Genomic DNA, 24019 nt, shown 5'->3' on the forward strand with positions numbered 1-24019 from the left:
GTTTCAGTACTTCATCCGCCGCTGGCCCTCACCCCTGCCCTCTCCCGCAAGCGGGAGAGGGGGTAAGCAGGGCGCCGGTCGGACTCCCTCTCCCGTTTGCGGGAGAGGGTGGGGGTGAGGGCCAGCGGCGGTGGCAGTGCGGCAGCTTCCTCTTGCTCCCTCTCCCGCTTGCGGGAGAGGGTGGGGGTGAGGGCTGCGGTCATCCGACCTGCTTCACCTTGAACACCTGCCGCAGGTAATCGAGGAAGGTCTGGTCGTCGCACAGCGTCTTGCCGGGCGCGTCCGAGAGCTTGGCGACCGACTGGCCGTTGCAGCGGACCAGCTTCATGACGATGTTCAGCGGCTTCGGACCGAGGTCGTTGCTGAGGTGCGTACCGATACCGAAGCCCACCGGCACGCGCCGCGCGAAGTGCGTGTGCAGGCGGAAGGCCTCGTCGCAGTTCAGGCCGTCGCTGAAGACCAGCCGCTTGGTGCGCGCGTCGATGCGCAGCTTCGCGTAATGCGCCAGCGCCTTCTCGCCCCACAGGACCGGATCGCCGCTGTCATGCCGCAGGCCGTCGAAGAGCTTCGCGAAGTACAGGTCGAAGTCGGCGAGGAACGCGTCCATGCCGATCACGTCGGTCAACGCGATGCCGAGGTCGCCGCGGAACTCCTGCACCCAGCCTTCCAACGCCGCCTTCTGCGAAAGCCTCAACTGCACGCCCACCGCCTGGTAGGTCTGCAGGTATTCATGCGCCATCGTGCCGATGGGAATCAGACCGTGGCGACGCGCCAGTTCGACATTGGACGTGCCCTTGAAGACCGACGGGATCTCGCGCTTCAGCGTCGAAACCACCTCGTCGTGCCAGTCGCCGGAGAAGCGGCGGCGCAGGCCGAAATCGAAGAACTCGAAGGGATAGGCGTCGTCGCCCAGCGTGCCCGGCACGGCCGCCGCGTAGTCGCGCAGACGGACCGTCTTTGCCGCGAGCCGGGCGCGGCCTTCGGCCAGCACCTCTTCCTCGCGGCCCGCGCAGAGGCGGCGGAAGTACAGCTCATTCACGATGGCCAGCACGAAGATCTCGAACGCCATCACGTGGACCTGCGGGCCCTTGGCGACGATCACCAACTGGCCCGCCTCGGCGCCCTCGCCCGGCCGCGCGTCGATGAAGCGACGCTGGAAGCGGAAGATCCGCAGGAAGTCGATGAAGTCCGACTTCATGAAGCGCAGGCCGCCGAGGTATGCGAGTTCCTCATCGCTGAAGCTTAGCGTGCAGAGGTGGTCCAGCTCGCGGTTCACCGCGTCGCTGAGCTCGCTCAGCGGGAAGACCGGCGTGTTGCGGCAGACGAAGCGGTACTCGGCGTCGTTGGCGGGGAACGCGTGCAGCAGCGTCTGCCACATCGTGAACTTGTAGAGATCGGTCTCCAGCAGCGAGCGGATGACAGGGGCGTCGTTCATGACATCGCTCCGATCAGGCCGACAGCAGGCCGAGCGCCTGTGCCGCGGTCATCGTCCGCACGCCCAGCGCGCGGGCGCGGTCGACGAAGGCCGTCCCGCCGGCCTCGAAACCGCCGACGGGGCTCATCGCGTCCTCGATCAGCACGATGCGGGCGAGCCGTTCGGCGCTCATCTCGGCGAAGAGGTCTTCCGCCGTCGCCGCGACGCAGTGGCTGCTGGCCTCGCCGGCGATGAAGGTCAGGCCAGGGAAGTCGACGATGCGGTCGACCAGCGCGCGGTTCGTCTGCGTGCGTGGGTCCGAGGCGATCGGCACTTCGGCGCGCACGGCGCTGTACTGCTCAGTCAGCGGGTTCTGGCCCTTGAGGACCTTCTCCACCGTGCGTAGCCGCGCGGCCTCCCAGCGGCCCAGCGCGGCGGCGAGCTCGCCATGCACGTTGTGGCCCCAGGTGCCGACGACGCAGTGCGTCGGCCAGACCATCAGGATGTACTTCTTCGGGCTGGCCTCAAGGGCGTCGAGGTAGGCCAGCACCTGATCGCGCAACGCGGGATCGCGCGGAGCGAAGCAGCCGGCGCGGACGTCCTCGGCCTTGATCTGCGTGAACGGTGCGACCGGCTGCGGCGCACCGGCCGCGCCGTCAGCGCCATCAGTGCCGTCAGCGCCGTCAGCGCCGGGCTGCTGCCAGAACGCCGGCCGCTCGATCGCATAGACCGGGTGCGAGTCCAGCGTCACGACGATGTCCGCGATCGCGCCGCCGGCCTGGTCCACCAGCGCGGCCAGGCGCTTCATGTCCGCGTCGGCGCCGGTCACCGGCAGCGTCGCGCCGGGGATGTCGCAGAAGTCGTTCTGCGGATCGACGATCAGCAGTTGCAGGGGTTGCTGGAGGCGCTGGGTCATGAGAGTTCCGATTCCGTCTTTGTCATGTCGTGGCGCCAGCATATCCCACTTCGTGCTTGTTTGCACTAAGTGAATGGGCGTGACACGTCCCACGGTGCAACGAGGTGTAGCGCGGTGTGCGATTGATTCCAGGATGCGTGCAAGGCGGCGGTTTGACGTCTTGAATCGTTGCCGCCCATAATTCGTGCTTTTCCGCACTAAGAAGAAGAACGCCGTGGACTTCGAACGCCCCATCGTCACCGTCGACATCGTGCTGCTGACGCTGCGCGACGGTGCGCTGCATGCGGGTCTCGCGCAGCGCGACAAGGCGCCGGCGCTCGGCGCGTGGACGCTGCCTGGCGGCTGGGTGCACACGGACACGGACCAGGACGCCGACGATGCGGCCGCCCGGATCCTTCGCGAGAAGGCCGGTCTCGTGTCTCCGTATCTGGAGCAGCTCCGGACCTTCTCGGGCATGCATCGCGACTCGCGCGGGTGGTCGCTGTCGGTGAGCTACTACGCGGTCGTGCCGGTGGATGTCGACACACGGGCAACGGTTGACGCCGATCCCAGCGCCGACGAACGCTTCCGCTGGGCCGCCGTCGACAGCCTGCGTTCCCTGCCCTTCGACCACGCGCAGATCCTGCGCACGGCGGTCGAGCGCGTGCGCTCGAAGACGCTGTACTCATCGCTGCCGGTGCACCTGATGCCGGCCGAGTTCACGCTCGGCGAGCTGCAGCGCACCTACGAGCAGGTGCTGGGTGCCGAGCTCGACAAGCGCGGCTTCCGCCGCCGCATCGAGGAGCTCGACGTGATCGAGGAGATCCCCGGCGCGTTCACCAGCGGCGGGAGCCACCGGCCCGCGCAGCTGTTCCGGAAGAAGGCGCACGCGCCGGCGTTGAAGACGGTGCCGAGCAATCTGGCGGTCGGCTGAAAGCAAGAGCCGCCCAGTGTGTTGACCTTGATCAACACGCTCACCGCGCGCTCAACCCCTTCAGCAGCGCCTCATGGAACTCCTTCGGCGACTCGACCTGCGGCGAATGCCCGAGCGCCGGGAACTCGATCAGCGACGCGCCCGGAATCATCTTCGCCGTCGAGCGGCCGAGCGTCGCGTAGTCGCCGAGCTTCTCCGCGATCTCCTTGGGCGCGCGGACCGCGCCGGGCGCGGTGCGGTCCTTGCCGCCGATCATCAGCAGCGTGCGCACCTGCAGCCGCGGCAGCTCCTGCACCACCGGCTGCGTGAAGATCATCTCCGACGTCTGCGCCTGGTTCCACGCGACCTGCTCGCGCCCCGGCCCCGCGTACTGGCCGGCGGACATGCGCACCCAGCGGTCGTACTCCGGCTTCCACTGGCCGTTGTAATAGAAGCGCAGCTGGTAGACCTTGATGGTCTCGGCGGTCGTCTTCAACTCCTGCGCGTAGAGCTGATCGATGGTCGCGTACGGCACGCCGGCGGCTTGCCAGTCCTCGAGACCCAGCGGGTTCACGACAACCAGTTGCTCGACCTGCGTCGGATACGCGAGCGCGAAGCGCATCGCGAGCATCCCGCCCATCGAGTGCCCGATCACCGTCGCCTTCGCGATGCCCAGCGATTGCAGCAGCGCCTGCGTGTTGGCCGCCAATTGGTTGAAGCTGAACTGGTAGCCGGCGGGCTTGCTCGATGCGCAGAAACCGATCTGGTCCGGCACGATGACGCGATAGCCCGCGCCGGTGAGCACGGTGATCGTCTGCTCCCAGGTCGCGCCGCAGAAGTTCTTGCCGTGCAGCAGCACCGCGGTCCGGCCGTTGGGCTGACCGGTCGGGGCGACGTCCATGTAGACCATCTCCAGCGCCTGCCGCTGCGAGGTCAGCTTGAAGCGCTGCTGCGGATGCGGGTAGTCGAAGCCCTCCAGGCGCGCGCCGTAGGCGGGCGCGTCCTGCGCCGACAGCGCGCTCTTCGTGGGCGGGGCGCTCTGCGCATTCGCGCTGAATGTGCAGAGGGCGAATGCCGCGAGCGCGGCGGCGGACAAGGTCTTCATCACGGGGAACTCCAGTGGCGACGGAACGGCGCGCCGAGGCGGGCAAGTGTCGTTCCCTCTCTCCCCGCGTGCAGCTCTCAGGGGCTTCAACGCTGATCGAGATAGCCGAAGCTGCCGTGATCGCGGATCTCCTCCGCGGCCAGTCGTGCCGCCTTCATCGCATGCCGGAAGAGCGACATCGCCAGGCTCACGCGCTTCACGCCGGCCTCGCCGAGTTCGCGCACCGTGAACGATCGCGCCGGGATGCCGGCCATGAAATTGACCGGCTTGGTCACCGACGCGCAGACCCGGCGCACCGCATCGAGGTCCGGCAGCAGCGGCGCGAACAGCACGTCGGCGCCCGCGCGTTCGAAAGCCTGCAGGCGGCGGATCGTGTCGTCGAGGTCGTTGATGCCGTGGAGGAAGTTCTCCGAGCGCGCCGTGACCAGGAAGGGGAACGGCAACGCGCGCGCCGCCTCGACCGCGGCGGCCACCCGCTCGACGGCGAGATCGAAGTCGAGGATAGGCGCCCCGCCCTCGCTGGACGAATCCTCGATGGAACCGCCGACCGCGCCCGCCTCCGCGGCGAGGCGGATCGTCAGCGCGCAGTCCTCGGGTCGATGGCCGAAGCCGTTGCCCAGGTCGGCGCTCAGCGGCAAGGGCGTGGCGCCCGCGAGCAGCCGGATGTGCGCGAGCGTCTCCTCCCGCGTGAGTTGGCCGTCGCGGCGTCCGACGGCCTCGGCTGCCGCGGCGCTCGACGTCGCCAGCGCCGCGAAGCCCGCCGCTTCCAACATGCGCGCCGAGGCGATGTCCCACGCGTTCGCGATCACGAAGGGGTCAGGCCTTTCGTGCAAGGCACGCAGCGCGGCGGCCTTCGCGGCCTGGGTCTCGGAGGTGGGTTCGTCGGGGGTCGACACGGTGCTCATGGCGGCTTCCTCGGTGGGACAGACGACGGATGCTAGGCCGCGCTGCTGCCGCCGTCTGGCAGCAATCGGACCTGTTCCTCCGTCGCGCCCGTGGCGCCCCATCTCCCCCTTTACCTCCAAAAGGGTGGCGACGACGCCACGGTTTTCCGGCATTCCGCTCCGAACGGGGGCAGATCGCGCGGCCTGCGCACCCTCAGCCCCAACCACAATGTTGCGAACCATTCGCATTTGATAACGTGTCGCGTTACGCTGAATGCCCGATCTCCCCCTGCCCCTCCCCCCCCTCTCCCGGTCCCCGGTCCCCGTTCCTCGTCCCCCGGTCCCCACCCCATGTCCTACCACGCCTTCCGCGCCTCCGCGCCACGCCTGTCCCTGATCTCCCTGTCCGTCCTGGCGCTGCTGGCGCCGCTCGCGGCCCGCGCGCAGACCGTGCCTGCCGAGGCGCCGGCCGCCGATGCGAAGTCCTCGACCGCGACCCCTCAAGCGGCCGCAACGGGCGACGGCACGCAGAAGAAGCTGCTGGACGAGGTGGTCGTCACCGGCGTGCGCAAGAAGACCTTCGCGCCGACCACCGTGCGCGTCGGCGCCTTCCGGGACCAGGATCCGCTGGACGTGCCGCTGACCAACAACGTCATGTCGCGCGACCTGCTGGACGCGCAGGCCGCGCAGGGCCTGTTCGACGCGCTGAAGAACACCGCCGGCGTGACCCGCTCGCAGGTCAGCGGCTCCACCTACGACAACCTCTCCATCCGCGGAATCATTGTCGAGAACCGCAGCAACTACCGCCTCAACGGCAACCTGCCCGTCGTCAACCTGATCGACATCCCGCTCGAGAACAAGGAGCAGGTCGAGGTGCTGAAGGGCGCCTCGTCGATGTACTACGGCATGGTGCCGCCGTCGGGCATCGTCAACTTCGTGACCAAGCGCGCCGGCCCGACGCCGGTGACGTCGATCACGACCACCGTCAACGACCACGGCGGCGCGAAGGTCCACATGGACATCGGCCGGCGCTTCGGCGAGGACGACAGCGTGGGCATCCGCGTCAACGCCGCGACCAGCAAGGAAGAGACCGGCATCGACCGCTACAAAGGCGACCGCGACGTGCTGACCCTGGCCGCCGACTGGCGCGCGACGTCCTGGGCCAACTTCAAGCTCGACGTCGAGCACTACCGCAAGAACACCAGCGAGCAGGCCGCCATCCAGCTGCCCGCCGCGGTGAACGGCGTGATCACGTTGCCGCGCGTGCCGGACAACAAGACCAACCTCGCGCCCGAATGGGCCCGCTACGACGCGCAGGCCGACAACGTGCTGCTGCGCGGCGACTTCGCGCTGAGCGACGACTGGGTGCTGAGCGTCGAGACCGGCCGCGCCCAGACCGAACGCGACCGCAACAACACGACCTTCATCAACTACAACCCGCAGACCGGCGCCGGCACGGCCAGCGTCAACGTGCTGAAGGGCCAGAAGTACACCAACACGAACCACCGCGTCGAGGCCATCGGCCGCTTCGACACGGTCGGCATCGGCCACGAGCTGACCTTCGGCGCGACCTACAACCGGCGCGAGTCCGCCGGCTGGATGAGCGGCACGGCGACCGCGCCGCAGAACCTGTACGCGCCGGTCGACATCGCGCAGCTGACCCCCACGCTGCGCCAGGCCGGCTTCCCGTCCGAGATCAACGACCGCGGGCTGTACGCCTTCGACCGCATCTCCATCGGCGAGCAGTGGCAGTTCCTGGCCGGCCTGCGCAAGACGATCTACCGCAGCGAGGCGACCAGCCCCACCGCGCCGGTCAGCGTCTATCGCGCGGACAAGGTCACGCCCAACTTCTCGGTGATGTGGAAGCCGATGAAGAACCTGAGCGTCTACGGCAGCCTGCTGCGCGGCCTGGAAGAGACCGGCACCGCGCCGCTGACCGCCGACAACGCCGGCCAGGTGCTGGCGCCGGCCGTGAGCAAGCAGCGCGAGCTGGGCGTGAAGGCGCGCGTGGGCGAGGTGCTGCTGCAGACGGCGGTGTTCCAGACGGACCGCGCGCTGACGACGACGATCAACCGCGTCTTCCAGGTCGGCGGCGAGGCGCGTTATCGCGGCCTGGAGTTCTCCGCCAGCGGCGAGATCGGGCGCGACTTCGCGATCGTGGCCTCCGCGCTGCTGCTCGATGCGGAGATCACCCGCGTCGGCACCAGCAACGCGGGCGAGCTCGGCCAGTCGCCGGAGAACACGCCGAAGAACACGCTGAGCCTGTTCGGCGAATACCGCGTGCCGATGGTGCCGGGCCTGTCGCTGAACGCCGGCGTGTACCACTTCGGCAAGCGCGCGGTGAACAACCTCAACCAGGGCTGGGTCGGTGCGTACGAGACGCTGTCGATCGGCGCGCGCTACCAGTTCCGCGTCATGGACAAGGCGGTGAACCTGCAGGCCAACGTCGACAACCTGACCGACAAGGACTACTGGAGCACGGCCGGCAACAACCTGCTGGGCGTCGGCGCTCCGCGCACGGTGCGCCTGACCGCCAAGGTCGACTTCTGATCGCCCGATCGCAGAACCGCGGGAGCAACGCACCATGGCTCTGATGACCGCGCGCCGCGTCTGGATGTGGCTGCACCGCTGGATGGGGCTGACGCTGGGAATGCTGCTCGCCGCGGCGGCGCTGCTCGGTTCGCTGATGACGGTGCTGCGCCCGCTGGACGAGGCCATGCATCCGGAGCTCTTCCGCGCGCCCGCTCACGACGCGGCGACGGCCGTCGTCGCATCAAGCACGCCGTTCGAGACGCTGCGACGCCGCGTGGCCGATGAATTCGGCCCGAAGGCGACGATGACGATCCGTCCGCCCCGCGAGGAAGGCGAGTCGCTGCGCGTCGCGGTCCGCTCGCCGGGCTGGGCGGGCACGGTTTACCTGGACCCGGCCACCGTCATCGAGCTGGGCCGGCGCGGCGAGACGGAGGGCGTCGCCAACTTCGTCTTCGAGCTGCACAGCGAGCTGCTGCTCGGCGACACCGGCAAGGCGGTGCTGGCCTTCACGGCGCTGGCGTATCTGCTGTTGCTGATCACCGGGCTGATCCTGTGGTGGCCGATGAACGCGGCGCAGTGGAAGCACGCGTTCAAGCTGAAGCTGGACAAGGGCACGACGCGCAGCCTGTTCGACCTGCACCGCTTCGCCGGCGCCGTCTTGGGACTCCTGATCGCCGTGGCGGTGGCGAGCGGCGCGTGGATGGCCTACCGGCCCATCGGCGGCTGGCTCAACACGCTGGTCGGCGAGACCGCGCCCAAGCCGCCCAAGATCGACAAGGCGCACGGAGAGCGCGTTCCGTTGGACCTCATCGTCGCCGAGGCGCGGAAGCGCTGGCCTGACGCACAGCTCGGTTTCATCCAGCTGGGTGCCGCGGACACTCGGCCGGTGCGCCTGCGCTTCAAGCAGGCGGGCGATCCGCATCCGAACGGGCTGTCTTCGATCTGGGCGCATCCGGTGGATGGTCGCGTGCTCAGCCAGCAGCGCCTGGAGGACCTCGACCTCGCCGTGCGCTCCACCGCGTGGATCTACCCGCTGCATGCGGGTGAGCTCTTCGGCCTCGCCAACCGCGTGATCACCGGCGCGCTCGGACTGGTGCTGTTCGGCATGGGCGTCACCGGCACGTGGCTGTGGTGGCGCCGGCGGCGTTGAGCCAACTCTGCCGGCTCTGCCAGCTCAGTTCTACCGGTTCAGCCGGTTCAGCCGCCAGAGACACCTGAGCCACCCACTGATGCAGGCTCAGGACCGGATCAACTCATCCACGCATTGCGCGACCAGCGCGCTGTCGGCATCGAAGTAGTGCGTGTGCGCGCCGGCGCCGACGCAGAGGTCCTTGCGCGGCGGCACATCCAGCGCCGCCGCGCCCGGCGCATAGAACGCGGATTGATGCGGCGCCTCGGGTGACGACGGCGCCCAGATCCAGCGCCCGACGTAATCCCCGGCGGCGAAGGCGTTGGTCCACTTGTCCACGCCCAGCTGGTCCAGCAAGGGCCCGGTGCGGACCCAGTGGTAGAGGTCGGGGAAACGCGCCGCGTACAGCTGGCGCAGCGGGCTGCCGGCGGTGAACAGGTGGACCTCGATGTCCTGCAGCCACTGCCCCAGCTGACCCGCCCGGCTGCCGGGATCGCGCATGGCGCGGTAGGTGAGGTATCGCAGCAGGTCCGCGGTGATGACCGTGCCCTGGCTGTGCGACACGATCACGACGCGCGTGGCGCCGTCCCGCTTCAGGTGCTCCAGCAGCGCCACGTAGCGCGCGAAGATGCGGGCGCGCGGAATGGCCTTGCGCGGGAACTCGCGCAGATAGTTGTCGACATCCAGCATCGCGTCCAGCGGCGCCCGCAGCCACGGTGCGTACTTGGACAAGGTGCGTCCGAACAGCGTCAACGCGCCGATCGCCGACACCGAGCCGATCACGAAAGGCGCCAGCAGCAGCTGGGAGCCGAAGCCGGTGCCGGCGATGGCCTGCTTCAGGTCCGCCGCGGTGAAGGGGGACACCAGGCGGAGCAGGTCCAGCAGGTAGACGCCGCCGATGTAGGTGGCGACCAGCGCGCTCGCGATCGCGAGCAGCGCGACGAAGTCCTCCAGCCGCTCATACCCGCCGGTCAGCCAGCGACCCAGGTGGCCCGCCGTCCCCACGCCGCGCTGCAGCTCGGCCAGCACGCTGGGCAGCAGCGACACCAGCACGTAGGCCACCAGCGCCAGCAGCAGCATGGCCACGAGGAAGAAGGTCGCCGTGCTGTAGACGTAGCGCAGCGTCAGGAAGCTTTCCGCCGGCAGCGCGCGGTACATCTCCGCGGCCCGGTGCTGGAAGCCCCAGGCGTCGGCGCTCACCTCGAACTGCAGATCGAACAGCCAGGGCCGGTAGCCCCACTTGCCGCCCGCACGCTCCAGGACCTGGTGGCCGGCGGCCCAGATCACCATGCCCACCGCGGTGAACGAGGTCACGGACACGAACAGCCCCAGCCGCGCCGTCGCCACGCTCGCCCGCGCCGCGTCGCCGAGCCCGGCCTGCCGGACGCCGTACCACGTCCACGGCACCAGCAGCGCGGCGGCGATGATCCACCAGAGGTAGGTGCCCATCAGCATCAGCTCGAAGGCGCGCAGCGCCGCGGCGGTCCACCAGGTCCACAGGTCCTGCCTCGGCGAGAACCAGAGCATCACCACCGCGATGGTGCCCAGGCTCAGCGCCAGGAAGACCAGGCCGATCTGACGCGTCGAGACGAAGCGCCGGTCCGCGAGCTTCAGGCCGGCGTCGCACAGCAGCGCAAGCGCGGCCAGCACCACGATGCCCAGCACCCAGGGCGCGGCGAAGAGCTTCAACGCGACCCCGGCGGCCACCGCCAGCAGGAGCAGCACCGCGCGCCCGACCGCCGAGCGAACATGGCGATAGACCAGCCACCAGTACGTCAGCGCCGGCAACCCCACGGCGAGCATCGTCCGGACGCTCTCCGCGGTCCCGCCCCGGGGGTCGCCGTTCAGCGCCGACATCACCACGATGAAGGTCCCCAGCAGCAGCGTCTGCAGGAACAGGTTGGACAGCAGGTGGGCGAAGGACCAGTCCAGCGCCGTCTGCAGCCAGGACAGCCGGGCCCAGCGCTGCCGGATGCCCGCGGGCGCTCCGGCGGCATCGGCCGCGTGGCGCGCCTGGTCGATCGTGTCGCGCGCGAGCTTGGACAGGCGGAACAGGATGGTGAACAGCTCGGTCAGGATGGTCGGCAACGCGCTCGACAAACGCGACAGGTCGGCCCAGTACATCTCATGGAGGTCCACCTGCTGCGTGGTCCGCGCCCGCGCATCCTCGCGGGTAAGGCGGATCCGATGTCCTTCGACGTACTCGGTTTCCGCCTTGCCGCGCTGCGCCTTGAAGAGCAGGTAGTCGGTGAAGGCGATGCCCTGGTCCGGCTCGCCCTTCAGCGGATCCCCCGGCGCCTGGGACGTCGTTCCCTTGGCCGTGTGCGCGGAACGGACGGTCGACTGGTAGTCCCGCGCCTTCACCCGGTCCTCCGCGACGCCGCGGGCCGAGGCATCCATCCATCCGGTCCGTTGAAAGTCCGATCTCAGCGACTGCCGCAAGGCTTTCATCGCGGTCGGCCGGGCGTCGGGGTCGTGAGCCGCCGGCACGCAGCCCTCGAGGACCGGCACCTGCAGCAGCAGGCAGTCGCAGGTCCCGTCGCGGTAGAGCACGTCCTGGGGAGGCCGCGCCGTCAGGAGCGCCGCCAGCTGATGCACCGTGGCACCGGGCGCCTGGTCGGCGACCCCGTGCACCGCGACGACCGCCACGCGCGCGCCCCGCTCCGCCGTCGCGTCAGCCGCCCCGCGACCATCGTGCGCCTCGTGCGTCTCGTGCGCCTCGGTCTCCTGGCGTACGTCCTGCGGGTTCGGCCCTGGATCGGTCATCGCGTCTGCCTCCCAAGCCGCCAGGATGGTGCGCGGTGCCGGCACTGTCATCCCCCGTGGAGGGGACAGGCGCCCCCCCCGGCAGCTTTTTCCGATGCCGCGCGCCGCCGAGCAAGACCCGGCCCCACACCGCTTTCCTCGAACGTCCCCGACGACGGTGACGGGTGCCCCCTCCCCCGGGACTCCCATCTGCCCCCGGTCGAGCGCCACCGCCTCCCTCACCCCGGTGCACCCCCATCTGATGCCGCTGTACCACCTTCCGCCTTCGCCCATCCCGCCCTCCTCGGTCGGGATGCCCGCCACGCCCGCCGGACGGTCCCTGTCCGACGAGATCCCCGACCCCGCCACGCCGCCCCCGACACCCGAGGTGCCGGGCGAGCGGGCGCTCGAGCGCCGCTGGGCGCGGTCCATCGCCGCGCATGCGCTGTGGTCCCGGCAGGCGCCCATCGTGCCGCTGCTGCTGGACTGGCTGCGCGACGCCGAGCCCATCGCCCGCGCGCTGGGCCCCGCCATGTGGCGGCACTTCGCACAGCATCTGTTGCAGCACGCCAGCACCCGCGACCTGCGCGCGATGGGACTCGACGAGCGCGTCGAGGCGCGCGTGTGGAGTTCGTGGCCCGAATGGCGGACCGCCGGCTTCCGCATCGCCGACGCACCGGGCCGCCTGCACCGGGCCGTCGTCTGGTGGGAGGACGGGCGCCTGCCCGAGTACCCCGACGCCGGACGCGTCTTCGAGATGCCCTACGGCGCCGCGCTCTGGCTCGACGGCCGGCTGCTGCCCTATCCGCAGGAGCTGACCTTCGGCTGCTCGGTCAACGGATCGGGCGAATGGATCGACGACCGCTACTTCGTCGTCGACGTCGACGGCCCGATGGAGCACCCCGACTACGTCGAGGAGCTGGCCAACGGCCGGGGCTCGGTGCTGAGCCTGCTGGTCGTCGATGCGCGCCATCGCACCTGCCACCTGCTGAACCCGCGCGCCCATGAGCCGTGGCTGCGACCGCGCATCACCGTGCAGGACGACGGCCGATGGCGCATCGATCCCGGCACGGACGCCAGCGACGCGGACACGCAGTACGACGAGGATGCGGACCGGCCCGCCATGCCGTCGCGCCTGATGCTGCCGTCGGACCTGCCGCCGGCCTCGATCGACGCGGAGATCCCGCCGGACGAAGCCGAGCCCCGCTCCCTCGCGCCCGCCTGGCGCCATGTCGTCGATGCGTGGAACGCGGACCGCGACCGGCTGGTCGGCCTGCTCGGGGAGATGAACTACGAGCTCGCCCTGGACAGCTTCCGCGACGCCGCCTTGGGTTGGCGCTGAGGTTGGCGCTGAGGCCGGTGAGCGGCGGCCACCTCGCGGCAGCAGGCCATGAACTGCTCCGCGGCCGGCGACTGCCGGCGGGCGCGCATCGTCAGCAGGCCGACCGGCGGCAGTTCGATCGGCACGTCGATCGGCAAGGCCTTGGCCAGCCCTTCCCGGGCCAGGTAGCGCGCGACGTTGTCCGCCACGAAGGCCGCCGCGCCGCGTTGGCGCAGGAAGGTCAGCGTGACCAGGAAGGACGCGCTCTCGACGATGTCGCTCGGCGGGTCCAGCTGCTGTGAATAGAACATCTGGTTCAGCTTGATCCGCGACGAGGCCCACGGCGGCGGCATCACCCACGGCATGCGGGCGAGCTCGGCCCACGGCGGCTGCCTGGGCTTGCGCGCCGTCGCCAGCGGGTGGTCGGGGCGCACGACGATGCGCATCGCCTCCTCGACCAGCGGCTCGGTCGCCAGGTCCGGCGACGCATAGCCCGGCTCCAGCCGCGCGACGATGACGTCGAGCTCGCCCACGCGCAGCCGCGGCAGCAGGCGCGTCAGGTCGCCCTCCTCGATGTGCACCGTCGTCAGCGACGAATGGCGCTTGAGCCGCTCGACCGCGCCGGCCACCAGCCCGGGCGTCGCCACCACCATCGCGCCGACGCTGACGCGGCCCGCCGCGCCGCTGGCCACGGCGGCGATCTCGTCGCGGGTGCGCGAGAAGTCCGACAGCACCGAGCGCGCGAAACGCACCACCGCCTCGCCGAAGGGCGTGGGTTCGGTGCCGCGCGTGGAGCGTGTGAACAGGTCCAGTCCGAACATGCGTTCGACCTCGGCCAGCGACTTGGACACCGCCGGCTGCGTCTGCGACAGGAACTCCGACGCGCGGCCGAGATGGCGGAACTGGTCGAGCGCCACCAGCATCTGCAGGTGGCGCAGCTTCAGGTTGGAACGGAGGACGCGGTCGATCTGGCTCATGGGCGGATCTTAGGAGCTTGACAGGCCTTCATGCCGTTCATGACATGAAGGCAGTCCAGTTCCTCAATTGAGTTGCATGGAGCGGGTGCCCACAATGCATCGCACAGAGACCTCGCGACCATTGCCCAATGGCCCGACGAGGCCCCCGCCCACGACATCGATCGATGCCCGCATCGACCCCGAGCCAGGAGACAAGACATGACCATCCGCATGGACCGCCGCCGCGTCCTGCTCGCCGGCGCCGCCGGCCTCGGCGCTGGCGCCCTCGGGCTGCCGCGCCTCGCTCAGGCCGCCGCCTATCCGTCCGAGCGCGCCATCACCTTCATCTGCCCCTGGCCCGCCGGCGGCACCGCCGACGTGACGATGCGCTCGCTGTGCCTGGCCGCGGGCAAGGTCCTGGGCCAGACCATCATCATCGAGAACCGCGCCGGCGCCTCCGGCATGCTGGGCACCAAGGTGCTGTCGACGTCCAAGCCCGATGGCTACACGATCGGCCAGGTGCCGATCTCGGTGACCCGATTCGCGCAGCTGCGCACCGTGCAGCTCGATCCGCTCAAGGACTTCACCTACCTCGCCCGCGTCAACGGCCAGACCTTCGGCCTGGTCGTGCGCGCGGATTCGCCGTGGAAGACGCTGGCGGAATTCGTCGCCGCCGCGAAGGCCAAGCCCGGCCTGATCACCTACGGCAGCGCCGGCATCGGCGGGGCGACGCACGTCGGCATGGAGGAATTCAACCTGCTCGCCGGCATCCAGCTGAATCACATCCCGTACAAGGGCGGCGCGCCGGCGCTGCAGGATCTGCTCGGCGGTCAGGTGGACGCGGTGGCGGACTCCACCTCGTGGGCGCCGCACGTCAAGTCCGGCAAGCTGCGGCTGCTGGTCACCTGGGGCGCGACGCGCACCAAGGACTTCGCCGACGTGCCGACGCTCAAGGAAGCCGGCTACGACCTGGTCGTCGACGCGCCCAACGGCATCGGCGCGCCCAAGGGCATGGACCCGGCGATCGTCGCCAAGCTGCGCGACGCCTTCCGCAAGGCCACGGCGGACGCGGACTTCATCGCCACCTGCGATCGCATCGACTCGCCGGTGATGTACCTCGACCAGCCCGAGTACGAGAAGTACATCCAGGCCACCTACCGCAAGGACACGCAGCTGATCGAGCGCCTGAAGCTGCGCGAGCTGCTGGCGAAGGGCTGACCATGAGCGCCATCGGCACCGCCACGGGCACTGCGACGGGCACTGCGACGGAAACCGCGACGGGAAGCGCAACGGCAATCGCGACGGGGACGGCCCCGGGCGCCGTGAGCTCGGCCGGCGCCACCACCTCCGACGCGGTGGCCGCCGCGTCGGCCGCGATGGCGACGTCCTCGCCGCTGCTGCGCCTGCATCGCGACGACAACGTCCTGATCGCGCGCCAGGTGCTGACGCTGGGGCAGGACCTGCCGGAATTCGGACTTCGCCTGAAGGCGCAGGTCCCCGCCGGTCACAAGATCGCGGCGCGCCGCATCGCCGCGGGCGAGCCGATCCGCAAGTACAACGCCGTCATCGGCGTCGCCGCGCGCGACATCGAAGCCGGCGACTACGTCCATGCGCACAACATCGCGCTGGTCGAGTTCGACCGCGATCCGGCCTTCGGCGCCGACGTGAAACCCGTCGACTACCTGCCCGAATCCGAGCGCGCGAGCTTCATGGGCATCGTGCGCGCCGACGGCCGCGTGGCGACGCGCAACTTCATCGGCATCCTGGCCTCGGTGAACTGCTCGTCGACCGCCATCAACCGCATCGCCGAGCACTTCACGCCGGAGCGGCTGAAGGACTATCCGAACGTCGACGGCGTGGTCGCCTTCGCCCAGACCACCGGCTGCGGCATGTCCTCGCCCAGTCCCCATTTCGACCTGCTGCGCCGCACGATCGCCGGCTACGCCAGGCATCCCAACCTGGGCGGCGCGCTGATCGTCGGCCTCGGTTGCGAGCGCAACCAGGTCGCCGGCCTGATGGAGTCGCAACACCTGGTACCCGGCGAGACGCTGAAGACCCTGGTGATGCAGGACACCGGCGGCACGCGCGCCACGATCGAGGCCGGCATCCGCGCCGTCGAGGCGATGCTGCCGATCGCCAACCGCGTGACGCGGCAGCCGGTCAGCGCCGCCCACCTGAAGATCGGCCTGGAATGCGGCGGCTCGGACGGTTTCTCCGGCATCGGCGCGAATCCGGCGCTGGGCGCGGCGATGGACATCCTCGTGCGCCACGGCGGCACCGCCATCCTGTCGGAGACGCCGGAGATCCACGGCGTCGAGTACATGCTCACCCGCCGCGCGGTCAGCCCCGAGGTCGGCCAGAAGCTGCTGGACCGGCTGGCCTGGTGGGAGGAATACACCCGCGGCCAGAACGGCCAGTTCAACGGCGTGGTCGGCCCCGGCAACCAGGCCGGCGGGCTGGCCAACATCTTCGAGAAGTCGCTGGGCTCCGCGATGAAGGGCGGCACGACGCCGCTGCAGCAGGTCTACGAATACGCCGAGCCCATCGAGCAGTCGGGCTTCGTGTTCATGGACTCGCCGGGCTACGACCCGGTCGCCGTCACCGGCCAGATCGCCAGCGGCGCCAACCTGATCTGCTTCACCACCGGGCGCGGCTCGATGTTCGGCTCCAAGCCGGCGCCGACGATCAAGCTGGCCAGCAACACGCCGATGTACACGCGCCTCGAAGAGGACATGGACATCAACTGCGGCCTCGTCATCGACGGCGCGCTGACCATCGAGCAGATGGGGCAGCGGATCTTCGAACACATCCTGCGCTCGGCTTCGGGCGAGCCGACCAAGAGCGAGCTGCTCGGCCTCGGCGACCACGAGTTCGTGCCCTGGCACCTGGGCATCGTCAGCTGAGCGGCCCTTGGCGGCCGCCCGCGTCGGCGCCCGGCGGCGTCCGGCAGCGCTCCACGTCACCTGACGACGAGTCGTTCGCCGCACGCCGCCCGCTGGTCCAGGCCCTCCCTTCACTCCTGCTTGCGAGCCTCCTCATGCAGACCAAGAACCACATCGCCGGCCGCTGGTGCGACGCCGCCGCCGGCGACCGCTTCCCGGTGGTCGATCCCGCCGACGACGGCCGCATCGCCGACGTTCCCGACAGCCGTGCCGAAGATGCACTCGCCGCGGTCGACGCCGCGCACGCGGCCTTCGAGGGCTGGCGCGCCGTGCCGGCGAAGCAGCGCGCGGCGATCCTCAAGCGCTGGAACGACCTGATCCTGCGCGACCAGGACCGGCTCGGCGCGCTGATCTCGCAGGAGCAGGGCAAGCCGTTGGCGGAAGGCCGCGCCGAGGTCGCCTACGCGGCGAGCTACGTCGAGTGGTTCGCCGAGGAAGCGACGCGCGCCAACGGCGAGGTCATCCCCGCGCCCGTCCAGGGTCGCCGCATGCTCGCGCTGCGAGAGCCGGTCGGCGTGGTCGCCGCGATCACGCCGTGGAACTTCCCGGCCGCGATGATCGCGCGCAAGATCGCGCCGGCGCTGGCCGCCGGCTGCACCGTCATCGCCAAGCCGGCCGAGGACACGCCGCTGACCTCGCTGGCGCTGGTGGCGCTGGCCGTCGAAGCCGGCCTGCCGCCGGGCGTGCTCAACATCGTGTGCGCGTCGCGCGAGCGCACGCCGGAGGTCGTCGACGTCTGGCTGGCCGATGCGCGCGTCCGCAAGATCACCTTCACCGGCTCGACGCCGGTCGGCAAGCACCTGGCGCGCGAATCGGCGTCGACGCTGAAGAAGCTGTCGCTGGAGCTCGGCGGCAACGCGCCCTTCATCGTCTTCGACGATGCCGATGTCGACGCGGCCGTCGAGGGGCTGATGGCGGCCAAGTTCCGCAATGGCGGCCAGACCTGCGTGTGCCCGAACCGCGTGTTCGCGCAGGCGGGCATCCATGACCTGTTCGTCGAGAAGCTCGCGGCGCGTGTCGCCGCGTTGAAGGTCGGGCCGGCCAGCCGCGCCGACTCGCAGATCGGTCCGATGATCAACGCCCGCGCGCTGGAGAAGATCGAGCGCCACGTCGACGACGCCGTCGCGCACGGCGCCCTGGTCATCACCGGCGGCGAGCGCGTGTGCAACGCGGTCGCTGCCGGCCCCAACTACTTCGCCCCGACCGTGTTGATCAACGCGACGACGGAGATGCTGCTTTGGCACGAGGAGACCTTCGGGCCCGTCGTGCCGGTGTTCCGCTTCGAGACCGAGGACGAGGTCGTCGCCGCCGCGAACGACACGCCCTTCGGCCTGGCGGCCTACTTCTACACCCGCGACATCGCCCGCGCCTGGCGCGTCGCGGATGCGCTGGAGAGCGGCATCGTCGGCCTCAACGAAGGCGCGATCGCGGCCGAGTCCGCGCCCTTCGGCGGCGTCAAGGAATCCGGCTACGGCCGCGAGGGTTCCACGCACGGGCTCGACGACTACCTCCACATCAAGTACGTTTGCCAGGGCGGGCTGTCGTGAGCGCCTCGACGAAGACATCGACGAGAACCTCGACGAGCCCATCGACGCAGCATCCGGTCATGCACCCGGGCATGCGTCCAGGCATGCATCCACGACGTCATCCGCGACGCCATCCATGAAGGCTTCCATGAACTTCTCCAACACCTTCAAGCAGGGCCTGGCAGAGCGCCGGCCTCAGGTCGGCCTGTGGCTGTCGATGGCGCAGGCCTACAGCGCCGAGGTCTGCGCGACCGCCGGTTTCCAATGGCTGCTGATCGACGGCGAGCATGCGCCCAACGAGCTGACCAGCACGCTGCAGCAGCTGCAGGCGGTGGCGCCCTACCCGGCGCACCCGGTCGTGCGCGCCGTCAACGCGGACAAGGACGGCATCAAGAAGCTGCTCGACATCGGCGTGCAGACGCTGCTGGTGCCGATGATCGACACGGCGGAGCAGGCCGCGGCGGTGGTCGCGGCCACGCGTTATCCGCCGCTGGGCGTGCGCGGCGTCGGCGCCGCCGTGGCGCGCGCGTCGCGCTGGGGCCTGCGGCGCCAGTACCTGGACGAAGCCGATGGCGAGGCCTGCGTGCTCGTCCAGGCGGAGACCGCCACGGCGCTGAGGAACCTCGAGGCGATCTGCGCCGTGGACGGCGTCGACGGCGTGTTCATCGGGCCGGCGGACCTCGCGGCCTCGATGGGCCATCGCGGCCAGCCGACGCACCCGGAGGTGCAGGCGGCGATCGACGGCGCGATCCGCACCATCGTCGCCAGCGGCAAGGCCGCCGGCACGCTGACAGGCGACGCGACGCTCGCCCGCCACTACCTGTCGCTCGGCGCGAGCTTCGTCGCCGTCGGCATCGACGTCACGCTGCTCGCACAGGCCACGCGGCGCCTTGCGGCAGACTTCGACCTGGCCCCGCCGCTGCCGGCCCCGACCGGCTCGCCCTATTGAACGCCACCCGCGCGTGGAGCGCTGAACCCGCTGAACCCGTTGAACCGGCCGAGTCGACCGGATCCACCGGATCGGCGAACGACCATCCACACGCGCCTTCTGATCTCCGTTGAAAGCACGACCATGAGCAAGACGTACAAGATCGCCGTCATCCCCGGCGACGGCATCGGCAAGGAAGTGATGCCCGAAGGGCTGCGCGTGCTGGAAGCCGCCGCGAAGCGCTTCGGCATCCAGTTCGAGTTCACTCACATCGAGTGGGCCAGCTGCGACTACTACGGCGAGACCGGCCAGATGATGCCGGACGACTGGAAGGCGCAGCTGGAAGGCCAGGACGCGATCTTCTTCGGCGCGGTGGGCTGGCCGGCGACGGTGCCGGACCACGTGTCGCTGTGGGGCTCGCTGCTGAAGTTCCGGCGCGAATTCGACCAGTACATCAACCTGCGCCCGGTGCGTCTGTTCGAAGGCGTGCCCTGCCCGCTGGCCAACCGCAAGCCCGGCGAGATCGACTATTTCGTCGTGCGCGAGAACACCGAGGGCGAATACACCAACCTTGGCGGCATCATGTACGCGGGCACCGACCGCGAGATCGTGATCCAGGAATCGGTCTACTCACGCTTCGGCGCGGACCGGGTGCTGAAGTACGCCTTCGACCTGGCGCAGAGCCGCGAGCGCAAGCACCTGACGGTGGCGACCAAGAGCAACGGGATCGCGATCTCGATGCCGTGGTGGGACGGCCGCGCGGACGCGGTCGGCGCCGGGTATCCGTCGGTCACCGTGGACAAGCAGCACATCGACATCCTGAGCGCGCGCTTCGTGCTGCAGCCGGGCCGCTTCGACGTGGTGGTCGCGTCCAACCTGTTCGGCGACATCCTGTCGGACCTGGGTCCCGCGACGACCGGCACGATCGGCCTGGCGCCATCGGCCAACCTGAATCCGGAGCGCAACTTCCCGTCGCTGTTCGAGCCGGTGCATGGCTCGGCGCCGGACATCTACGGCAAGAACATCGCCAACCCGGTCGCGATGATCTGGTCGGGCGCGCTGATGCTGCAGTTCCTCGGCGAGCAGGAAGCGCATGACGCGATCCTGAAGGCGATCGAGCAGACGCTCGCGTCGGGCCCGCGCACGGGCGACCTCGGCGGCACGGCCAACACGACGGAGATGGGCAAGGCCATCGCCGAGTTGATCTGAGCTCAGCCAATCCCGAACTCCCCCGGCGATCCACAGAGCCCGGAGTTACTCCCTCTCCCGCTTGCGGGAGAGGGAGCAAGAGAGACCGAGGCGTCAGAGCCAGCCGGCCTTCCTGAATCGCCAGAACAGGACACCGCAGGTCGCAGTGATGACGCCGAGCGCGACCGGATATCCGAATCGCCACTTCAGTTCCGGCATCACTTCAAAGTTCATCCCCCAGATCCCGGCGAACGCCGTGGCCGCCGCGAAGATACCGGCCCAGGCCGCCAGGCGCTTGGTGGTCTCCGAGTCCTCGATGGCGGCCATCGACAGGTGGACCTGGATGACGGTCGTCGCGGTGTCGCGCAGCGAGTCGAGCGCCGACTGCATGCGCTCCAGGTGGTCGTAGACATCGCGGAAGTACTCGCGGGTGTCCTCGCAGACCGGCGGCACGCGGCCGCGCACCAGCTTGCCGACGGCGTCGAGCAACGGCGAGACCGCATGCTTCACCACCGTGACGCGCTGCTTGAGCTCATACACCCGGCGGATGTTCTCGCGTGTGACGCCGGGCTCGAAGATCTGCGACTCGATCGCTTCGAGCTCCGTCTCCAGCGCCTCGATGACCGGGAAGTAGCGGTCCACGACCGCGTCCATGATCGCGTACATCACGAAGCCGGGGCCGCGCTTGAGCATGTGCGGCTCCTTCTCCGCGCGGGCGCGCACGCCCAGCAGGCTCTGCGCGACACGGTTGCGGATCGACAGCACGAAGTTGTTGCCGACGAAGATCGACACCTCGCCCGTGCAGAGCTCGTCCGTCGGCGTGAACTGCACGGTCTGCATCACGGCGAACAGCGTGTCGCCGTACTCCTCCACCTTCGGCCGCTGCTGGCCGTGCAACGCATCCTCGACCGCGAGCTCGTGCAGGTCGAACTCCTCCTTCATCGCGAGGACCTCTTCGGTCGACGCATCGCGCAGGGCGACCCAGACGAAACAGTCGGGCAGCTTGAGGTAATCGCTGATCGCTTCAGGCTGGATATCGGCCAGCCGGCGGCCGTCGCGGTAGGCGACACAGTTGATGAGCATGGCTTGTCTCGATGTTCTTGCTTGGCTCTAGGGTAGCCCGAGCGGGATCAAGACGGCATCAAAGAAACCACGGGGAATCCGCCCTGTTCACGGGGGCAGGAGCTCGAGCACTTCATCGCCGTAGCCATCGCGCTCGCCGGTCGGCCGCCAGCCCTGCCGGCGATAGAAGCCGTGCGAGCGATGCGCCGGGTTGGCCGAGCAGCCGAGGAACAGGCGCTGATGCCCCAGCCCGCGCAAATGGGCGACGGTGAGGTCCAGCAGCGCCTTGCCGAGGCCGTGACCCTCATGCTCGGGCAGCAGCGCGAGGACGACGATCTCACCGCTGGCGGCATCGCCGAAGCAGTAGCCGGCCATCACGCCGCCCGTCTCCGCGACGAAGCCCGGCAGCGCGCCATCGCGGACCTGGCCGGACCAGGACGCTTCCGTGATGCCGAGCTCGGCCAGGCGCGCGGCCGGCACGGCGTTCTCGCGCGTGCGGCCGCGCAGGTCGATGCAGGCGGCGATGTCGGTCGGAACGGCGGGGCGGAGGAGGATGCTCATGTCTCTTCGTGGTTCAGCAGGTCGAGATAAGCGGTGTACACGAAGATCGGCTCCCCGGCCGTTCCGCATACCCGGTGGATCAGGCCGAGATCCACCAGCACCGCCACACCGCGGTCGATGGACGCCGCGTCCAGGCCGTTGAATGCGGTGATGTCGGCGCGGCGCGCCACCGGCCGGCAGAAGAGCGCGTGATGCACGCGCAGGGCGTCCTCGTTGCGGCTGGCCTCACGCCGGATGCGCACGCCGTCCGTCGTGTACAGCCGCGTGATCGCCAGGGCCAGATCCACCGCCTGCGCCGACGCGACCTGCACGCCGCCGGCGAAGAACCACAGCCACTCTTCCCAATCGCCGTGCTCGCGCACCTGCTGCAGCAGCTCGTAGTAGTCGCTCCGATGCGCCTTGAAGTAGAGCGACAGGAACAGCACGGGCTCGCGCAGGACCCCGTCGGCAATGAGCATCAGTGGAATCAGCAATCGGCCGAGCCGGCCGTTGCCGTCCAGATAGGGGTGGATGGTCTCGAACTGGAGGTGGGTCAAGGCCGCCTTCTTGAGCGCCGGATGGCGCTCCGGCTGGTCATTGATGAAGCGCTCCAGATCGGCCAGGCACTGGGCGAGTCGATGCGGCGGGGGCGGCACAAAGCTGGCGTCCGTCACCGATGGCCCGCCGATCCAGTTCTGCGTGCGACGGATCTCCCCCGGCGCCTTCCCCATGCCCCGGCCCTGTGTCATCAGGCGCCGATGCATCTCGTTCATCAGCCGCGTGCAGATCGGCAGCCCGCGGCGCAGCTGGTCGACCCCATGCTCCAGGGCCGACACGTAGCAGGACACCTCCTGCACATCGTCCACGGGCACGCCGGGCGCGCCATCCGCCTCGTACAACAGCAGATCCGCCAGCGAGGATTGCGTGCCCTCGATCCGCGATGACAGGACGGCTTCCTTGCGGATGTAGCTGTACAGCAGGATGGAAGGATCCGGCATGAGCAGCGACAGGCCATCCAGCCGCCCCAACGACTGGTTCGCGCGGTCCAGACGCATCTCCAGGTCGGTGTCCAGGATCAGGGAGGGGCGCGGCGGCAGCGGTGTCGGCACGAAGGCCTGGCACACCTCGCCGCCGGCAATGGAATATTCGTGGCAACCAGCAATTCCGCGTCGCATACAGGCTCCGTCTTGAAGAAGACCGCCATGCTCCGCCTCCCTGCGGAACTTTCAATGACTGCAATGCGCTAGGCGGCTACCCGTGTCGGTCGCCATTCGACGAGTCGCCCGTCCGCCATCACCCCGATCCAGTCCGCCATCGCCTCGGCTTCATCGGCATCGTGCGTGACCATCAACGCGGTCTGGCCCGCCGAGCGCAGGATGTCGCGCACTTCGACGACGAGGCGGTCGCGCGTCGCGGCGTCGAGATTGGAGAAGGGCTCGTCGAGCAGCAGCAGTCGCGGTGAAGGCGCCAGCGCCCGTGCGAGCGCGACCCGCTGCTGCTGGCCTCCGGAAAGCTCGTGCGGCATGCGCGAGCCCAGGTCGTCGAGCCCCACCAGCGACAGCAGCTCGCGCACGCGGCGGTCGCGCTCGGCGGCAGCCCGGCGACGCAGGCCGAAGCCGACGTTGGCCGCCGCATTCAGGTGCGGGAACAGGGCGATCTCCTGGAACAGCAGGCCGACGCCGCGGTGTTCCGGCTCGACGTGGACACCGGGGCCGGACAGCTCCCGTCCGTCGAGCAGCACGCGCCCCGCGCTCAGCGGCTCGAACCCGGCGATCGCGCGCAGCGCCGTGCTCTTGCCGCAACCCGACGGCCCGAGCAGGCAGGCGATGCCGCCCAGCGGCAGCGTCAGCGACAGCCCGTTCAGGACGGCGGATTCGGCGCCCGGGTAGCGCAGGTGGAGGTTCTCAAGGGTGAGCGTGCTCATGTCGATGCCTTCACG

General features: G+C 69.6%; 19 protein-coding genes. 9 read left to right on the forward strand and 10 right to left on the reverse strand.

Annotated features, from left to right (window positions below; all coding sequences use genetic code 11):
- Positions 1-199: 199 nt before the first annotated feature.
- Positions 200-1435 carry a nicotinate phosphoribosyltransferase gene (gene pncB, locus ACQ4L4_RS16755; RefSeq protein ID WP_431100063.1) on the reverse strand — a complete coding sequence of 412 codons (1236 nt, stop codon included), beginning with the start codon at positions 1433-1435 and terminating at the stop codon, positions 200-202.
- A 13-nt stretch (positions 1436-1448) separates the two neighbouring features.
- Complete coding sequence (locus tag ACQ4L4_RS16760) at positions 1449-2330, reverse strand: cysteine hydrolase (RefSeq protein ID WP_431100064.1); 882 nt, start codon at positions 2328-2330, stop codon at positions 1449-1451.
- 214 nt (positions 2331-2544) lie between these two features.
- Here ACQ4L4_RS16760 and ACQ4L4_RS16765 point away from each other — a divergent pair, with 214 nt between their 5' ends.
- Positions 2545-3243 (forward strand): NUDIX hydrolase, encoded by a 699-nt coding sequence (locus ACQ4L4_RS16765; RefSeq protein ID WP_431100065.1) that lies wholly within the window; start codon positions 2545-2547, stop codon positions 3241-3243.
- A gap of 40 nt (positions 3244-3283) precedes the next feature.
- On the opposite strand, the gene ACQ4L4_RS16770 is transcribed toward ACQ4L4_RS16765, so the two are convergent.
- Both ACQ4L4_RS16770 and ACQ4L4_RS16775 read right to left on the reverse strand, forming a co-directional pair.
- Positions 3284-4327 carry an alpha/beta fold hydrolase gene (locus tag ACQ4L4_RS16770; protein ID WP_431100066.1) on the reverse strand — a complete coding sequence of 348 codons (1044 nt, stop codon included), beginning with the start codon at positions 4325-4327 and terminating at the stop codon, positions 3284-3286.
- An 86-nt stretch (positions 4328-4413) separates the two neighbouring features.
- On the reverse strand, positions 4414-5454 hold the full coding sequence (locus ACQ4L4_RS16775; protein ID WP_431100067.1) for an isocitrate lyase/PEP mutase family protein: 1041 nt from the start codon (positions 5452-5454) through the stop codon (positions 4414-4416).
- Between the two features lie 108 nt (positions 5455-5562).
- On the opposite strand from ACQ4L4_RS16775, the gene ACQ4L4_RS16780 reads away from it, so the two are divergent.
- Together ACQ4L4_RS16780 and ACQ4L4_RS16785 are read left to right on the forward strand one after the other, a co-directional pair.
- Positions 5563-7761, forward strand: coding sequence for a TonB-dependent siderophore receptor (locus ACQ4L4_RS16780; protein WP_431100068.1), 2199 nt, complete (start codon positions 5563-5565; stop codon positions 7759-7761).
- A gap of 34 nt (positions 7762-7795) precedes the next feature.
- Positions 7796-8893, forward strand: a complete 1098-nt coding sequence (locus ACQ4L4_RS16785; protein WP_431100069.1) for a PepSY-associated TM helix domain-containing protein — start codon at positions 7796-7798, stop codon at positions 8891-8893.
- An 87-nt stretch (positions 8894-8980) separates the two neighbouring features.
- On the opposite strand, the gene ACQ4L4_RS16790 is transcribed toward ACQ4L4_RS16785, so the two are convergent.
- Positions 8981-11638, reverse strand: coding sequence for a hypothetical protein (locus tag ACQ4L4_RS16790; protein ID WP_431100071.1), 2658 nt, complete (start codon positions 11636-11638; stop codon positions 8981-8983).
- Between the two features lie 292 nt (positions 11639-11930).
- On the opposite strand from ACQ4L4_RS16790, the gene ACQ4L4_RS16795 reads away from it, so the two are divergent.
- Positions 11931-12959 (forward strand): hypothetical protein, encoded by a 1029-nt coding sequence (locus ACQ4L4_RS16795; RefSeq protein ID WP_431100072.1) that lies wholly within the window; start codon positions 11931-11933, stop codon positions 12957-12959.
- Here ACQ4L4_RS16795 and ACQ4L4_RS16800 read toward each other — a convergent pair.
- Complete coding sequence (locus ACQ4L4_RS16800; protein WP_431100074.1) at positions 12908-13915, reverse strand: LysR substrate-binding domain-containing protein; 1008 nt, start codon at positions 13913-13915, stop codon at positions 12908-12910. The two genes, ACQ4L4_RS16795 and ACQ4L4_RS16800, sit on opposite strands and share 52 nt — an antisense overlap.
- A gap of 198 nt (positions 13916-14113) precedes the next feature.
- Here ACQ4L4_RS16800 and ACQ4L4_RS16805 point away from each other — a divergent pair, with 198 nt between their 5' ends.
- The 5 genes from ACQ4L4_RS16805 (at position 14114) to ACQ4L4_RS16825 (ending at position 20499) form a co-directional block, all read left to right on the forward strand.
- A complete protein-coding gene (locus ACQ4L4_RS16805) occupies positions 14114-15112 on the forward strand; it encodes a tripartite tricarboxylate transporter substrate binding protein (protein WP_431100075.1) in 999 nt (332 codons plus the stop codon).
- A gap of 158 nt (positions 15113-15270) precedes the next feature.
- Entirely contained in the window at positions 15271-16797 is a 1527-nt protein-coding gene (locus ACQ4L4_RS16810; protein ID WP_431104956.1) for a UxaA family hydrolase, read from the forward strand.
- Positions 16798-16931: 134 nt separating this feature from the next.
- On the forward strand, positions 16932-18383 hold the full coding sequence (locus tag ACQ4L4_RS16815) for an NAD-dependent succinate-semialdehyde dehydrogenase (RefSeq protein WP_431100076.1): 1452 nt from the start codon (positions 16932-16934) through the stop codon (positions 18381-18383).
- Between the two features lie 127 nt (positions 18384-18510).
- A complete protein-coding gene (gene hpaI, locus ACQ4L4_RS16820; RefSeq protein ID WP_431100077.1) occupies positions 18511-19311 on the forward strand; it encodes a 4-hydroxy-2-oxoheptanedioate aldolase in 801 nt (266 codons plus the stop codon).
- Positions 19312-19434: 123 nt separating this feature from the next.
- Entirely contained in the window at positions 19435-20499 is a 1065-nt protein-coding gene (locus ACQ4L4_RS16825; RefSeq protein ID WP_431100078.1) for a tartrate dehydrogenase, read from the forward strand.
- A gap of 93 nt (positions 20500-20592) precedes the next feature.
- Here the strand turns inward: ACQ4L4_RS16825 and corA are convergent, their stop codons facing one another.
- The 4 genes from corA to ACQ4L4_RS16845 all read right to left on the reverse strand — a co-directional run bounded on the left by corA (position 20593) and on the right by ACQ4L4_RS16845 (position 24004).
- Positions 20593-21561 carry a magnesium/cobalt transporter CorA gene (gene corA / locus ACQ4L4_RS16830; protein WP_431100079.1) on the reverse strand — a complete coding sequence of 323 codons (969 nt, stop codon included), beginning with the start codon at positions 21559-21561 and terminating at the stop codon, positions 20593-20595.
- 87 nt (positions 21562-21648) lie between these two features.
- Complete coding sequence (locus tag ACQ4L4_RS16835) at positions 21649-22101, reverse strand: GNAT family N-acetyltransferase (protein WP_431100080.1); 453 nt, start codon at positions 22099-22101, stop codon at positions 21649-21651.
- Positions 22098-23255 carry a Fic family protein gene (locus ACQ4L4_RS16840; protein WP_431100081.1) on the reverse strand — a complete coding sequence of 386 codons (1158 nt, stop codon included), beginning with the start codon at positions 23253-23255 and terminating at the stop codon, positions 22098-22100. Before ACQ4L4_RS16840 ends, ACQ4L4_RS16835 begins: the two co-directional genes overlap by 4 nt.
- 68 nt (positions 23256-23323) lie before the next feature.
- Positions 23324-24004 (reverse strand): ABC transporter ATP-binding protein, encoded by a 681-nt coding sequence (locus ACQ4L4_RS16845; protein WP_431100082.1) that lies wholly within the window; start codon positions 24002-24004, stop codon positions 23324-23326.
- Positions 24005-24019: the final 15 nt, after the last annotated feature.

Source organism: Roseateles noduli, assembly GCF_050626985.1.
Lineage (GTDB): Bacteria > Pseudomonadota > Gammaproteobacteria > Burkholderiales > Burkholderiaceae_C > Roseateles > Roseateles noduli_A.